Raw genomic sequence first — 13,646 nt, 5'->3', positions numbered from 1 at the left:
CCCTTCATACTCGGGAACGAACCTTTTTTGATCAGCTAACAGATCATCCGAGCCAGCGTCCGGTAGAACCCCATCACATCCGCTCCTTTGAGAAACTCCAACTCGTATGTCCGTCCCTTCGTCTGAATCTCGACCCGGTTGGCCAGCGACCAGAGCTTCCCTTTTTCGATCGAGATCGCCTCCACTTTGGAGTAAGGGATGGAGATGACGGCTGTTCTTCGACTCACCGCCGTTTTATCGACAAACAAAATGCGCTTGTTCGTCAACGCGACAAAATCCAGCAACAAGCCATAAGTCTGCAATACTTCTTCCCCTTCGAACAGAAACTCCGCCACCTGCTTCATATGTCCGCGATCATTGTCTCCTCCGCCGAAAAGTCCCACGTGAGTCCCCCTTTCCTTTCTCCTATCATACCCCATCCCCTTGAACCCGTTCGAGTAAACAGAGGAAATAAAGGGAATCGAGGAAGAAAATCTCTTTATTTTTTCCAGAGATTTTCTTCAATCTTTATTCCTCACCTGTTCTATCTGGTTCTGCATAAATCAAACAGTCAGCCCAAGTAAGACAGTGACATTTTAATCCTTTTTCCAATATGCAAATCATTGTATCGATTTGTTTCTTTTTCTCCTTCAGTTCTGCACATTTGATCGCTGCCATGGTACGCCATCGCTCAGAAGGAGAGACCTCTTCAAATCCCTCTAATAAAGAGTAGATTTCCCGAACACGAAATCCAGCTTGTTGACAGATCTTAATAAACCGAATCCGATTTAAGATTTCACCAGAATAACGTCGCTGACCATTCACCCTTTTTGGCTTTGGAAGCAATCCAATTGATTCATAATAGCGAATGGTAGAAGTATTCACTTTCGCTTTTCTTGCTATCTGTCCAATCGTAAGATCTCCCATATATTTCTCCTTTGACTTAAAGTTTACTTTAAGTATTATACTCAATTATAACTTCTCATACTTAGGAGGGATTACCATGGAAGAGGATCATGTGAACGATCGTATTCCGATCGCATGTGTACCTTCAGCAATGACCGTAGAACAAAGGGAAAAATATCAGCAACTTCTGGATTATATATCAAATTATTGGCAGGAGATATATGAACTTCCTGACGGATACGCGGTTTGTTATCCGGCAGAATCCTCCATGATCAAAAAAATTGCTGAATTTATCTCACTGGAACGCTTATGTTGTCCATTTTTAAATTTCGAATTACATGTAGCACCCAATCGTCCTGTTTGTTTACACTTGACAGGTCCAGAAGGGGTAAAGGAATTTTTGAAGGAAACTTTCACTTGGATTCATCATGCAAGTTCAGACCCAAACTTTTAATATAGGAGTTTGGGCATGAGACAATCCATGGTTTAAAAAACGGGAGCCGATTCCATCAGGAATGCGGCTCCCGCTTGGTTGTAAACTGTCGTGTTACTTCACCGTTACGATATCTTTTTCACCGTATTGAACTTCGGTTTTGTTCAGGTTGACCGTTTGCCCTTCCTGCAAGTTGGTGAACACGATCGGGGTGATGATGGAAGTGGCGTTTTCCTTGATATAGTCCAGATCCACTTCCAACAGTTTTTGTCCCGGTTTCACTTTGTCACCTTCGGAGATAAAGGTTTCAAAGCCTTTCCCTTGCAGGTTGACGGTATCGATACCGACGTGGATGAGGATTTCACGACCATCCACGGAACGGATACCGATGGCGTGCTTGGTCGGGAAGACGTTGACGATTTCCCCTTCAACCGGGGATACCACGACACCTTCCGTCGGTTCGATCGCAAAACCGTCGCCCATCATTTTTTGGGAAAATACCTGATCCGGCACTTCGGTGATCGGCATCAGCTTACCGGTCATCGGAGCGACGATCGACACATTTTCCACCGTCGCGGTCGTTTGTTTCTCACCTTCGGAAATCTCTTCTTCCACTTTGATTTCCGAAGGTTTTTTGCCGGCCATGATTTGCTTCATCTGTTCCTTGATCAACTCAGAACGGGGACCAAAGATCACCTGCAAATGGTTCCCCATCACCAACACACCGGAGGCACCCAGTTTTTTCAGCCGATTTTGATCCACTTTCTGCGGATCAGCCACGGAGACACGCAGCCGGGTGATGCAAGCATCCAGGTGAGTGATGTTCTCCTTGTCACCCAGCGACTCCAGCACGCCTTGGGCCAATTCGGCGCTACCCGTTGCCGAGGCATTGCTTCCTTCTTCGGCTTCATCCTCATCTTCACGTCCCGGCGTTTTGAGGTTCCATTTGCGGATGGCAAAGCGGAACCCGAAGTAGTAGATGACCGCGAACACCAATCCGACCGGGATGATCAGCCACGGTTTGGTATCCAGGTTCCAGTACAGCAGGTAGTCGATAAATCCACCGGAGAACGTCATTCCGGCCTTCACGCCGAGAATGTCCATCAGCATAAAGGAAATCCCGGCGAACACACAGTGAATCACATACAGAGCCGGTGCCACGAACAGGAACGAGAACTCGATCGGCTCCGTGATCCCCGTCAGGAACGAGGTCAGTGCGGCAGACAGCATGATCCCGCCGACCACTTTTTTCTTCTCCGGCCGCGCTTCATGATAGATCGCCAACGCAGCGGCCGGCAGACCGAACATCATGAACGGGAATTTCCCGCTCATAAACGTTCCCGCTGTCGGGTCACCCGCAAAGAAACGCTGCACGTCTCCATGAACGATTTGACCGGCTGCGGTTTTGAAGCTGCCGAATTCAAACCAGAACGGAGCGTAGAAAATATGATGCAGACCGAACGGAATCAGCGAGCGTTCGATCACACCGAAGATGAAAGCGGACACGGCCGTATTTTGCGTGGTGACGATGTGAGACACCACATCGATCCCGTGCTGGATCGGCGGCCAGATGTAGAAGAAGGCCACGCCCAGCAGGAACGACGAGACGGCCGTCACAATCGGCACAAACCGCTTTCCGCCGAAAAATCCGAGGAACGGCGGCAGTTCGATATCGTGAAAGCGGTTATATAAATATGCGGCCAATACACCGATGATAATCCCGCCGAATACCCCCGTTTGCAGGGTGTCGATCCCCAATACCTTCACCGTTTCCACGCTTTTGCCGCCGAATGCCTTGGCCATTTCCCCCATGGTGACGTTCATGATGAGGTAACCGATCACGGCAGCCAAACCGGCGGTTCCTTCACTGTTGGCCAGACCAATGGCTACCCCGACCGCGAACAGCAGCGCCAGGTTGTCAAAGATGATGCCGCCTGCATGCTCCATGATCGGGATGTTCAACACGTTTTCGTTTCCGAGCCCCAACAGCAACCCGGCCGCGGGCAAAATTGCGACGGGAAGCATCAGCGCTCGACCGACACGTTGCAGTTTCCCAAACGCCTGCTTGAACATGATATCTCCCTCCCGTATCAGTATGGGTTTTGATGGGCCGTTTGTTGCATCTTTCAGGCAAAATGAAAGGCATGAGCAAAAAAGGCACTGCAACCGTTTGCAAAAGGGAAGCCCTTTCAATTGCAAACGAAGTTACAGCCTTTTTCCACTCATGCCTGATCGAATCAGTAACACGTGAAATAAGGCCCACATGATTCAGTTTTTGTGCGACAATCTCTGCAGATGCAACGTCAAATAGCTGATTTCAGCCGGGTGAACGGGACGATTCAGTGAACGTTCCATCACCTTGGCCAACTTCCAAGCCAAATTATAGCACACCGGATATTGCTTTTGCAACAGTTCTTCAAAGCCTTCGGGAATGCTGACATCCTCTCCGCGCACCGTCCGTTCGATGGCATAACGCAAATGGGTGATCATGCGCAAGTAATCCAAACTTTTTCGATCGATGCGGACTTTGAGGGAGGATTCCACAATGTCGATCAACTTCATGATCAAGCGCGAGTACTGCCGGATTTCCGCCAAGTGGCGCCGTGTCACTGCACTGTGGATGTGAAGTGCGATAAAACCGGTTTCACTTACAGGCAATTCCACACCCAAGCGCTTACTGATCATCTCCACGATTTCCTCGGCCACCTGAAATTCCTTTTCATACAACGCTTGGGTTTCGATGAGAAAGGGATTGTTAAACTCCAAACCCTGCTCCAACCGCTTCAACGCAAAACCGACATGATCGGTGAGCGCGACGTGGATGTGTTCGGAAAGCGGCGTTTGAAAACGCTCCTGGATCAACCGGACGGCATCGTTCATCAATTCGATCAGACGCTCGTCCACTCGGGAAACCAACTGTTTGTACTGTTCCTGTTCCTTTTTGTCGATCAAGGTAAAGCATTTTTCCACGGCTTCCCGCTCAATCACGTCCCCCGTCTTTTTGCGGAACCCGATCCCTTTCCCGATCAACACCACTTCGTCGTACGAAGGATGTGTTGCGATGACCACGTTGTTGTTCAAGGTTTTTTTGATGACAAATGCGTCCTTCACGGCCCATCCATTCCTTTTCCTGCCGCTTTTCGACACTGATAGTTATCTTACCCGATTTTGAAACCGCCTGTCACAGGTGAAACTTCCCAGTCATGTCACAAGTCAGGAATATCCGTATCGGACACTAATTGTAGGGAACGTTGAACAGCCTGTCAATCACCTCTTTCTTGTATGTTAGCTCTATTATACACAAAATCGCATTTTTAATAATATTTAGATATTTATTCCCCAATTGGGTCACATGGTTCCATTTTCATCCGGCGAATGCCGAATTTGAGACAGATGACCGAGTACGAACGCGGATAGACGCTCATACGATACCATTGTCAAAACATCATAAAGGAGCGAGTGAGATGGAACCCAGACAACCATTCATGTTACCGTATCCCGCGATGCCAACGCTTCCAATCGAGTATCCCCCCATGTATGACCATTACCATGCGATGGATTACCATCAGTTGCGAAAGGCGTACCGTCATTGCAAAAAAGCGTCCAAGATCCTGAAGCATTTGATGAAACACCATGATTGGGAAAGCTCGTATTGGGACGGTTCTTCATCGTAATCCCCGGACAAAACCATCGTTTCATCAAGCAATATTTCTGACAAACATCCGTCTCCCTCCACTCCATTTCCCCGTCTCAAGCCGCACGGTGGGGAGACGGATTTCACGCTTCACAACAGCCCGCTTGGCTCTTCCGCCGGTGGCGTGTCGAACACCTCATACAATCCGGTTTCCGACCTGCCGTCCGTAGCTTGATTATGCACCCGGTCCTTTGATCCCTCCCCTTTTTGTATGACAATCGGCTCATATGAAGATTTCCGATTGCGATTGTGGTTTCCCGTTCCACCCTCGCTGCCGCACTGGCCATGGACAATCATGGGCCCATTGAAGCTTTTTTGACAGGGTTTTGGGAAGGATGCAACCGATCGATCGGGACACCTCCATTACATCATGATCTTTTTCACCCCGCATCATCAGTGAAAACAATCCCTTTATCCCCTTTGCTTCCACCCGGAAGGGTTTTTTCTGCTGCTCGGCATATTCATGAAGCCGATGCAACCCATCCACTGATTGCCACCCGTATTCCGTGATTCCATCCAATTGTTGCACGACCCTTGATCGGATTCGGTTTCTGCCATATTTTCCTATTCTCCGTGCATTCCCGTTCCCGGCATGATCGATCTTGATCCTATTCAAGTATATCCCTTCCGGCCATCCATTTGCCACGTTGACTTTTCATCGAGAATCCATTATTGTTCGACTTGTCACACTTATATAAACGGAGGCGAATCCGTATGGCCACGGAAACCAATCAGCAAATTCTGTTGGTGAAAAGACCCAAGGGAATGCCGGAGGAGGAACATTTTCAGCTGGTTGAAAGACCCATTCCTCAACCGGGAGAGGAAGAGGTTCTCGTTCGTACCTTATACTTGTCCGTCGATCCCTATATGCGGGGCAGAATGAGTGACCGAAAATCATATGTGCCGCCTTATCCGCTCAACGAAGTCGTCACCGGCGGAGTCATGGGTGAAGTGGTGCAGTCGAGAGCAGCGGATCTGAAAGAAGGCGATATCGTGCTCGCTCACTACGGTTGGCAGAAATATGCCGCCGTCAAGAGCAATCAGGTGAGAAAGTTGAATCCGGATCTCGCTCCGATCACCACCGCTCTCGGCGTATTGGGAATGCCAGGCCTCACCGCCTATTTCGGAATGCTGGAGATCGGCAAACCGCAACCCGGAGAGACCGTCGTCGTTTCCGGTGCCGCCGGGGCAGTGGGCATGGTTGCCTCCCAAATCGCCAAGATCAAAGGTTGTCGGGTCGTGGGCATCGCCGGTTCCGACGAAAAGATTCGATATCTGTTGGATGAACTGGGTTTGGATGCAGCGATCAACTATCGAACCACACCGAATTTAAAAAAGGCGTTGGCCGAAGCATGTCCAAACGGTGTCGATATTTATTTTGACAATGTGGGTGGCGAAATTTCGGATGCTGTCATTTCGCTTCTCAATCACCGCGCCCGCATTCCCTTGTGCGGACAAATCTCTCTGTACAATCTGGAAAAGGCGGACATCGGCCCGCGCATTCAGCCTCAACTGCTGATTACCAGCGCATTGATGAAAGGGTTTATCGTGACGGACTATGCGGATCGCTTCGAAGAAGGAACCCGGCAGTTGGCACAGTGGCTGAAGACCGGGCAACTGAAATACACGGAACATATCGTGGAAGGTTTCGAAAATACCGTAAAAGCGTTCTTGGGGCTGTTCACCGGAGAAAACCTGGGCAAACAGCTGGTGAAAGTGGCCGAACGCACGCAGTAACCTTGATGGATGGACGTAAGTTTGACTGACCACGGCGTGTCTGACGAAACAGGGAAGCGCGGGAATCCTTTTCCCTTGTGATAAAGTCACACTGAGGAAAGGATTCCCGGAAAGCGCCTTATTCAGCCTGCTTCAACCGGCTATGTCATGTCGCAACGACTGAAGATACATCATCACGTCGTCTTTCAAGTCCTTTCGTTTGAGGGCGAATTCAATCGTGGCTTGGATATATCCCAATTTGTCACCCACATCATACCGTTTTCCTTCAAACTCCAATCCCAAAATCAGTTGGTTTCGACTGATCGCGTTGAGCGCGTCAGTCAGCTGGATTTCCCCTCCTTTGCCCGGAACTGCCTTCTCCAATAACGGAAAGATGGACGGTTCCAAAATATATCTTCCGATAACGGCCAAATTGGATGGCGCCTGATCCCGTCCCGGCTTTTCGACAAGTCCTTGAATTTGCCACAATCGGTTTGCGCAACGGTCAAACGTATTCATGGCGGCGGGAGAAATAATCCCGTATCTGTCCACTTCATCGTCAGGAACTTGTTGCAAGGCGATGACAGGCGTTTGGGCTTGTTCGTAAACATCCATCATCCTTCGCAAGCAGGGAGGAGAAGAAACCAGGATATCATCCCCCAGCAAAACGGCAAACGGTTCATTTTCCACAAAGTGCTCGGCACAGAGTATCGCATGTCCGAGTCCCAACGGTTCCTTTTGCCGGATATAGTGAATGTCGACCATGTTGGAAATCCGTTGGACCACCTTCAACTGCTCCATCTTTCCCCGTTCCTCCAAATAGCTTTCCAATTCGAAGGATTTGTCAAAATGGTCCTCGATGGAGCGTTTGTGTTTCCCCGTCACAATCATGATGCTTTCGATACCTGATTCGATCGCTTCCTCTACGATATATTGAATCGCCGGCGTGTCGATGATGGGCAACATTTCTTTCGGTTGTGCCTTGGTGGCAGGCAAAAAACGAGTTCCCAACCCCGCCGCGGGAATGATGGCTTTCCTTACTCTCATTGTTTTACCCCCTCTTTCGGCATCTGGTCCAGGTCTTCCGCCGTCACTTTCTGTTGTCCCCTTCCAAATCCCATGGTCCGCCTCACGACATACAGCGGCCGATTCCGGGACTCATCATAAATTCTGCCGATATACTGTCCCATTACGCCCAGCATCATCAGGGTAATCCCGTTAAAAAACAACATGATCGATACGGTGGATGCCCATCCGGCGACCGTGGCATGGCCAAACAACCGCAAGTACAGTACATAGAGCAAGTACAAAAAACTGATGCTGGACAACGCAAACCCCACATAGGATGCGATCATCAGCGGTTTGTATGAGAATGACGTAATGGCATCAATCGACAACTTCAACATTTTCTTCAGCGGGTACTTTGTTTCTCCCGCATAGCGGGGGTCTCTCACGTACTCAACAGCCGTCTGCCGGAAACCAACCCAAGTGACGATTCCGCGAACAAAACGGTTTTTCTCTTTCAACGTTTTCAATACGTCACAAACTTTGCGGTCAATCAATCTGAAATCGCCCGTGTCCAGGGGAATCTCCAGATCGGTCAGTTTTTGCAGCAAGCGATAGAAAAGGGCAGCCGTTACTTTTTTAAACCAAGTCTCACCCTGCCTTTTTTGCCGTTTTGCATAAACAACGTCGTACCCTTCCTTCCATTTGCTGATCATCTCCAAAATCAGCTCCGGGGGGTCCTGTAAATCAGCATCCATGACAATGACAGCCTCTCCCGCAGCGGCATCCATTCCCGCGGTGATGGCAATCTGATGGCCGAAATTCCGGGAAAAGTCGATCCACTTGACATGACGATCCAGCAAGGCTAGATTTTCCAATTTTTGCGGTGTGGAATCATAACTGCCATCATTGACAAAAATGATTTCATACGCTTCCCCGGTTTGCTCCATGACGTCTTTGACCCGCCGGTAGCAAGCATCCAATACCTCTTCTTCGTTGTATACCGGAATCACCACGGAGTATTTCACACTGGCTTCCATCCTCCCACCCTTTCCAATGATATATTTTTGAGTTGAACTTGATACTTTTGACGAGATATCTTGCCTCTTGCTTGCGAACGGGTTGCTCCAATTTTTTCAAGAGCCTTCTGTCCATTGAAATGATGCCTTGCCCGTTCTCATGCGGTCCCGCTGATCGTTTCAATATTTTTCTTTCGTCGCTTGCGCAGTGCGCGAAGTTCCCGGACGGACAAAACGATCCCTGTCACCGTCAAAATGATGAGACCGACAGCCGTGAGATCCACGACGATTTTCAAATTGGCCCCACCCCATTTCCCCTCGTGCAGACTCCGAATCCATCCGGCCAGATCAGATCCGTTTCGTTCCGGCCCCGGAAAAGGTTTTTCGTTGTTTCCGTCGGGCATGGATTTGCGGGCCACCTGATTCTCCTTTATACTTGCACTGTTCACGGTACTTGCTTTGCCCCCCATGGGCATTCCTTTCATTTCCCCCTTGGATGCGGCACCGATCAGCCACGGTTCCGACAAAAGCAATCCTGTTACGGCTTCAATCAAGATGAATACGGAGGTAATCAAACCGATCCACAAATGAAGCTGGCGAAATTTTTTCATGTTGCCTCCCTTTCTTTGACTCTTTGTTTCCGTCGAAGTACGATTCCATTATGGGGGCTCATCCTGAGGTCCACTTGAACAGGGGCTGAAAGTCCGCTGAAAGTGTCGGCTCGATCGCCATAGCTGCAAAAGAAGCCTGTCGGGAAGGGATTGTCTTACAGCACTCAGCTTTTTTTCAGCTTCCTTTTAGGAATGATTCAGCTTTCATTGTCATAATGGGAACGTTCAAAACTCCCGGGATCTTTTTGACTGGAGGTGATCCACATGCCTCATTTAAAAGGTGTGAAAATATTGCTGGTGGATGATGAGCCCAATATTTTGAGCTTCTTGGAACTGGGGCTGCAAAATGAGGGCTTTGAAGTAAAGACAGCTACGGACGGCATCACGGCTGTAACGCTTGCCAAGCAATTCAAACCGCATATCGTCATCCTGGATGTGATGATGCCCGGAATGGACGGATTTGAAGTTTGCCGTATCCTGAAAAAAACGGAGAATATGGCCGTGATCATGTTGACGGCAAAAGAAGAAGTGGAAGACCGGGTGAAAGGGTTGACCATCGGGGCCGATGATTATATGATCAAACCTTTTAGCTTTGAGGAATTGTTGGCCCGCATTCATGCCAGAATTCGCAACCACTTCCCCCATTTGTGGGGTGAGGTGACGATCGGTCCTTTCCGGATTGATGATCGCCGCAAGGAAATCAGCTATCACGACCGGATTCTCGAACTTTCGCCGACCGAATATGAGATGCTCAAATTTTTCGTTTTAAACCACGGCCTGGTGCTGAGCAAAGCGAAGATTTTGGATCATGTGTGGGGTTATGATTTTGGAGGGGAAGACAACATTGTGGAAGTGTATATCCGCTCGTTGCGACAGAAGCTGAATGATCGTGAGCATCGTCTGATCCGGACGCTGCGCGGAGTCGGATATCGGATGGATTTGGGATGAAAACCATCAAAGATCGGCTCCGACTGCTCTTTTCCCCCCAATCCCTCCGGCTTCAGCTTCTGTCGCGTTCTCTCATGATTCTGGCCGCCATCCTGTTGATGATTGGCACGCTTCAATATGTATTGATGGAACAGTTTCTGTATCGCAGTGTCACAATCAATATCCAAAGTCAAATTCACGCCATTCGACCCGACTTCTGGCTGGATCTTGAAAGCAATCCTTATGAGAAGTTCCGTCATACCTTGCTTTCTTCTCCCGATACCACCGTTGTTTTTGTGGACACCAACGGCAATATGCGTGAATGGTCATGGGATTCCCATGACGGAGCAGCTCCGAAGTTTTCAATCGAGGAATATTTGCGCCTGATGACTCAAATCCGGCCGGAACCGAATTATCAAGTCGTGGAAAATGATCGCGGGGTGCAACAACTGGTTGTGTTCCAGCCGATCAGATTTCAAGGTCGTTTACTGGGAATCGTTCAAGTGAGCACAAGTACAGGTCCTCTCAAAGAAATCCTCGTCCGCCAACTGATCACCTTTATATCGTTGGCCACGTTGGCTTTGGTCATCGGACTGATCGTGTTTCTGCCGATATTGCGCCGGACCTTGATTCCGTTATCAAAAATGGTGAATACCGTCGAACAGATCAATGCCGGCAATTTGAACGAACGGCTGCCTGTGAACCAAGGCCAATTGGAGATTGACCGACTGGCTGTCTCCTTCAACCGGATGCTGGAAAGATTGGAATCCGCTTTTGCCGCGGAAAAAGACGCAAAAGAGCAAATGCGCCGCTTTATCGCGGACGCTTCGCATGAACTTCGAACACCATTGACATCCATTCACGGTTTTTTGGAAGTGTTGCTTCGTGGCGATGCGGCTGCAAAACCCGAACAGCTTCAAAAAGCATTGGTCAGTATGTATAACGAATCAGAGAGGCTGACCAAGCTGGTACAGGACCTTTTGCTGCTGGCCCGGTTGGATCGCAAGCCGACTGTTCAAATGGAAGAAGGATTGCTGGATGAAGTATTGCGTGAAATGGAACCGCAACTTCGCCTGCTCGCAGGACAGAGGAGTGTTCATTTTTCCGTTCAACCCGATGTGCGAACCACTTTCGATCGGGATCGAATCAAACAAGTCATCTTGAATCTGTTCCAAAATGCCGTCCAGCACACTGACCCGAATCACGGTAAGATCCATGTTTCTTTGGAACGGGTACCTGAAGGCGCCATGCTCAGCGTTCAGGATAACGGTCCCGGAATCCCTGAAGAGCATCTGCCGCATCTGTTTGAACGCTTTTACCGGATCGACACCTCCCGCACACGGAAATCCGGCGGAGCGGGACTGGGACTTGCCATTACGAAATCGATTGTGGAGATTCACGGTGGCAGGGTACAGGTGGAAAGCAAACCGGGAGAAGGATCACGGTTTTCGGTCTTTCTGCCCGCGGACCATCGGCAGAGAGAGACAACCATTCAAGAAAAACCCGGCAGGCTCCCCTGACCGGGAATCATGTAATCAGAGCAATGATGTTGCCTAGTATGAAAACGGGCGATCAAGGGGTCACTCTTTTCCCGACAATCACTAAATCCCGTTCGATTCCGTCCAGTTCGGCGACAGATGGGAGATGGCCCCATGTTTCAAATCTGAACCGTTCAAACAGCTTCCGGCTGGGTTCATTTTGCCCAAAGATGAAACCGAGCAATGTCTTGATTTTCAGCCGCGGACACTCCGCAATCGCCTTTCCCAGCAAATGAGTGCCCAATCCCTTTTTTCTGCTTTCCGGATGGATGTAGATACTCACTTCGGCGGTAGCATGGTAAGCCGGCCTGCCGTAAAACGATTGAAAACTCAACCAGCCGCGTATTTTTCCTTCATGTTCTGCAACCCAAAGCGGCCTGAAGTGTGGAGAATGTTCGTAAAACCATTGTTCCTTGCTTTGCACGGTGACCGGTTCAGTGTCTGCCGTTGCCATTCGTCCGCTCACCGTGGAATTGTAAATGTCGACGATGGCCGGCAAATCATCGATGGTGGCGTCCCGGATTACAATATTGTCAATCATGGCGGATCTCCTTTCCTGTTGTTTCGGCTGAGCAGAATCCATTCTATCACCAAGTTGCTTCCGATGTCAGATACCCGCCACCAGGATCACTTTCCTGTCCTACGGCTCTGCCGGAGCATGAAGTCCGAATCAAGGCAAATCAGGAGAGATCAACCGGATAACCGCAGCCATCATTTTGGCGATTCTTTTGCCACAAAATGGCGGAAAAATGATATAGTAATGGCAGGCAGTGCTAAGCAGCGAGAATGGTACCGGAACTCGCGAATACTTTAACGGGAGGGTGCACCTTGGAAAACACCCTGAAGCAGATTTTGGATGAGTTGAAGGCGGTTAATCAAAGGTTGGACAAGATGGACAACAGATTGGACAATGTGGACAGCAGGTTGGATAATGTGGACAGCAGGTTGGACAAAATGGATCAAGACCTGACAGAAGTAAAGAAACTTCAACAGGAAACCATTGCACGTGTGGACCTGATCGAAAAACAGATTCATGATGCAGCAATGAGCCTGTCAGCGGATTTCAAACACCTGGGTAAAAAAGTGGAAGTAATGAATAACAGGCTGCTGGATGTGGAGGCGAACACATTGTGACTTGCTCACACGGCTGAAGCACCTAAGGCACTCCCTTTGGTCGCCGTGGGCTTCTCGCTTCATCTGGCGTGGCAACCCACATCCATCCACGATGGCTTCGTCCAAGCCTGGTAAAGGTTTCATTCTCATTGTAGGATTTCGGTTCAGGAGGTTCCCATCGCTCGATGCAGGATATTTCTTGCGGCATTGATATCTCTGTCTGCCACATATCCGCATGAGCAACAATGGGTACGTTCTTTTAAGGTCTTCTTTACAATCTGACCGCACTTGGAGCAAACTTGTGACGTGTGGCGAGGATCCACTTCCATCACTTGCTTACCGGCCCACTCTGCCTTGTAAGCCGTGAATTGAACCAGCATCCTCCAACCTGCGTCTGCAATGCTCTTGGCAAGACGGTGATTTTTTACCATCCCCCGAATGTTTAAGTCTTCAAAGGCAATCCAATCGTAGTTGTTCACCAAATATCGGCTGATTTTGTGAGCGGCGTCTTTTCTCTGATTGGCTATGTATTCATGGCATTTGGCCAACATCAGGGCCGCTTTCCTCCAACGATGGGATCCCTTCTTTCTGCGCGAAACCATCCGTTGGAGCCATTTCAACATTCTTTCCGATTTACGAAGATACCTGGTTGTAACGACGTTTGGCCTGATCCTTTTTTTCCGAATCGTATGGGGGATACCACGC

14 protein-coding genes and 1 pseudogene are annotated in these 13,646 nt (G+C 49.3%); 6 read left to right on the top strand and 9 right to left on the bottom strand.

Translation table 11 applies throughout. The annotated features are described in order from the left end of the window. Positions 1-35: 35 nt before the first annotated feature. The gene (locus JQC72_RS07335; RefSeq protein ID WP_205494318.1) at positions 36-383 is read right to left on the bottom strand and encodes a PH domain-containing protein; all 348 of its coding nucleotides are present in this window, start codon (positions 381-383) and stop codon (positions 36-38) included. Positions 384-507: 124 nt separating this feature from the next. Continuing rightward, the gene (locus JQC72_RS07330) at positions 508-906 is read right to left on the bottom strand and encodes a MerR family transcriptional regulator (protein ID WP_205494314.1); all 399 of its coding nucleotides are present in this window, start codon (positions 904-906) and stop codon (positions 508-510) included. 76 nt (positions 907-982) lie between these two features. Between JQC72_RS07330 and JQC72_RS07325 the strand changes: the two genes are divergently transcribed. Continuing rightward, positions 983-1,339, top strand: coding sequence for a hypothetical protein (locus JQC72_RS07325; protein ID WP_205494309.1), 357 nt, complete (start codon positions 983-985; stop codon positions 1,337-1,339). Between the two features lie 93 nt (positions 1,340-1,432). Here JQC72_RS07325 and ptsG read toward each other — a convergent pair whose 3' ends face one another. After that, positions 1,433-3,391, bottom strand: a complete 1,959-nt coding sequence (ptsG, locus tag JQC72_RS07320) for a glucose-specific PTS transporter subunit IIBC (protein WP_205494307.1) — start codon at positions 3,389-3,391, stop codon at positions 1,433-1,435. Between the two features lie 195 nt (positions 3,392-3,586). Then, the gene (gene glcT / locus JQC72_RS07315; protein ID WP_205494305.1) at positions 3,587-4,429 is read right to left on the bottom strand and encodes a glucose PTS transporter transcription antiterminator GlcT; all 843 of its coding nucleotides are present in this window, start codon (positions 4,427-4,429) and stop codon (positions 3,587-3,589) included. A gap of 353 nt (positions 4,430-4,782) precedes the next feature. On the opposite strand from glcT, the gene JQC72_RS07310 reads away from it, so the two are divergent. Beyond that, positions 4,783-4,992, top strand: coding sequence for a hypothetical protein (locus JQC72_RS07310; protein WP_205494299.1), 210 nt, complete (start codon positions 4,783-4,785; stop codon positions 4,990-4,992). A gap of 734 nt (positions 4,993-5,726) precedes the next feature. Further along, positions 5,727-6,749 (top strand): NADPH-dependent curcumin/dihydrocurcumin reductase, encoded by a 1,023-nt coding sequence (gene curA, locus JQC72_RS07305; RefSeq protein ID WP_205494297.1) that lies wholly within the window; start codon positions 5,727-5,729, stop codon positions 6,747-6,749. A gap of 132 nt (positions 6,750-6,881) precedes the next feature. On the opposite strand, the gene galU is transcribed toward curA, so the two are convergent. The 3 genes and pseudogenes from galU to JQC72_RS07290 all read right to left on the bottom strand — a co-directional run. Further along, complete coding sequence (gene galU, locus JQC72_RS07300) at positions 6,882-7,775, bottom strand: UTP--glucose-1-phosphate uridylyltransferase GalU (RefSeq protein ID WP_205494295.1); 894 nt, start codon at positions 7,773-7,775, stop codon at positions 6,882-6,884. Next, positions 7,772-8,773, bottom strand: coding sequence for a glycosyltransferase family 2 protein (locus JQC72_RS07295; RefSeq protein WP_205494293.1), 1,002 nt, complete (start codon positions 8,771-8,773; stop codon positions 7,772-7,774). The genes galU and JQC72_RS07295 overlap by 4 nt, the downstream gene beginning before the upstream one ends. Before the next feature lie 137 nt (positions 8,774-8,910). After that, positions 8,911-9,378, bottom strand: a pseudogene (locus tag JQC72_RS07290) (PepSY-associated TM helix domain-containing protein); the annotation flags it as partial. Between the two features lie 249 nt (positions 9,379-9,627). Between JQC72_RS07290 and JQC72_RS07285 the strand changes: the two are divergent. Both JQC72_RS07285 and JQC72_RS07280 read left to right on the top strand, forming a co-directional pair. Next, positions 9,628-10,311, top strand: a complete 684-nt coding sequence (locus tag JQC72_RS07285; RefSeq protein ID WP_205494289.1) for a response regulator transcription factor — start codon at positions 9,628-9,630, stop codon at positions 10,309-10,311. After that, entirely contained in the window at positions 10,308-11,810 is a 1,503-nt protein-coding gene (locus tag JQC72_RS07280; RefSeq protein ID WP_205494287.1) for a sensor histidine kinase, read from the top strand. Before JQC72_RS07285 ends, JQC72_RS07280 begins: the two co-directional genes overlap by 4 nt. Before the next feature lie 52 nt (positions 11,811-11,862). Here the strand turns inward: JQC72_RS07280 and JQC72_RS07275 are convergent, their stop codons facing one another. Further along, on the bottom strand, positions 11,863-12,369 hold the full coding sequence (locus JQC72_RS07275; RefSeq protein WP_205494284.1) for a GNAT family N-acetyltransferase: 507 nt from the start codon (positions 12,367-12,369) through the stop codon (positions 11,863-11,865). A gap of 287 nt (positions 12,370-12,656) precedes the next feature. On the opposite strand from JQC72_RS07275, the gene JQC72_RS07270 reads away from it, so the two are divergent. Next, positions 12,657-12,962 (top strand): hypothetical protein, encoded by a 306-nt coding sequence (locus JQC72_RS07270; RefSeq protein WP_205494282.1) that lies wholly within the window; start codon positions 12,657-12,659, stop codon positions 12,960-12,962. Between the two features lie 143 nt (positions 12,963-13,105). Here JQC72_RS07270 and JQC72_RS07265 read toward each other — a convergent pair whose 3' ends face one another. Further along, the gene (locus JQC72_RS07265; protein WP_335342434.1) at positions 13,106-13,612 is read right to left on the bottom strand and encodes an RNA-guided endonuclease InsQ/TnpB family protein; all 507 of its coding nucleotides are present in this window, start codon (positions 13,610-13,612) and stop codon (positions 13,106-13,108) included. Positions 13,613-13,646: the final 34 nt, after the last annotated feature.

Origin of the sequence: Polycladomyces zharkentensis, from assembly GCF_016938855.1 — a bacterium.
In the GTDB taxonomy this organism is placed as follows: Bacteria; Bacillota; Bacilli; order Thermoactinomycetales; family JIR-001; genus Polycladomyces; species Polycladomyces zharkentensis.
This window is presented reverse-complemented; position numbering and strand designations above follow the sequence as displayed.

Excerpts from the sequence above, each read along its gene's own strand:
- JQC72_RS07330 (WP_205494314.1), bottom strand. The coding sequence starts at position 906 with ATGGGAGATCTTACGATTGGACAGATAGCAAGAAAAGCGAAAGTGAAT.
- JQC72_RS07325 (WP_205494309.1), top strand. The coding sequence starts at position 983 with ATGGAAGAGGATCATGTGAACGATCGTATTCCGATCGCATGTGTACCT.
- ptsG (WP_205494307.1), bottom strand. The coding sequence starts at position 3,391 with ATGTTCAAGCAGGCGTTTGGGAAACTGCAACGTGTCGGTCGAGCGCTG.
- JQC72_RS07310 (WP_205494299.1), top strand. The coding sequence starts at position 4,783 with ATGGAACCCAGACAACCATTCATGTTACCGTATCCCGCGATGCCAACG.
- curA (WP_205494297.1), top strand. The coding sequence starts at position 5,727 with ATGGCCACGGAAACCAATCAGCAAATTCTGTTGGTGAAAAGACCCAAG.
- galU (WP_205494295.1), bottom strand. The coding sequence starts at position 7,775 with ATGAGAGTAAGGAAAGCCATCATTCCCGCGGCGGGGTTGGGAACTCGT.
- JQC72_RS07295 (WP_205494293.1), bottom strand. The coding sequence starts at position 8,773 with ATGGAAGCCAGTGTGAAATACTCCGTGGTGATTCCGGTATACAACGAA.
- JQC72_RS07285 (WP_205494289.1), top strand. The coding sequence starts at position 9,628 with ATGCCTCATTTAAAAGGTGTGAAAATATTGCTGGTGGATGATGAGCCC.
- JQC72_RS07280 (WP_205494287.1), top strand. The coding sequence starts at position 10,308 with ATGAAAACCATCAAAGATCGGCTCCGACTGCTCTTTTCCCCCCAATCC.
- JQC72_RS07275 (WP_205494284.1), bottom strand. The coding sequence starts at position 12,369 with ATGATTGACAATATTGTAATCCGGGACGCCACCATCGATGATTTGCCG.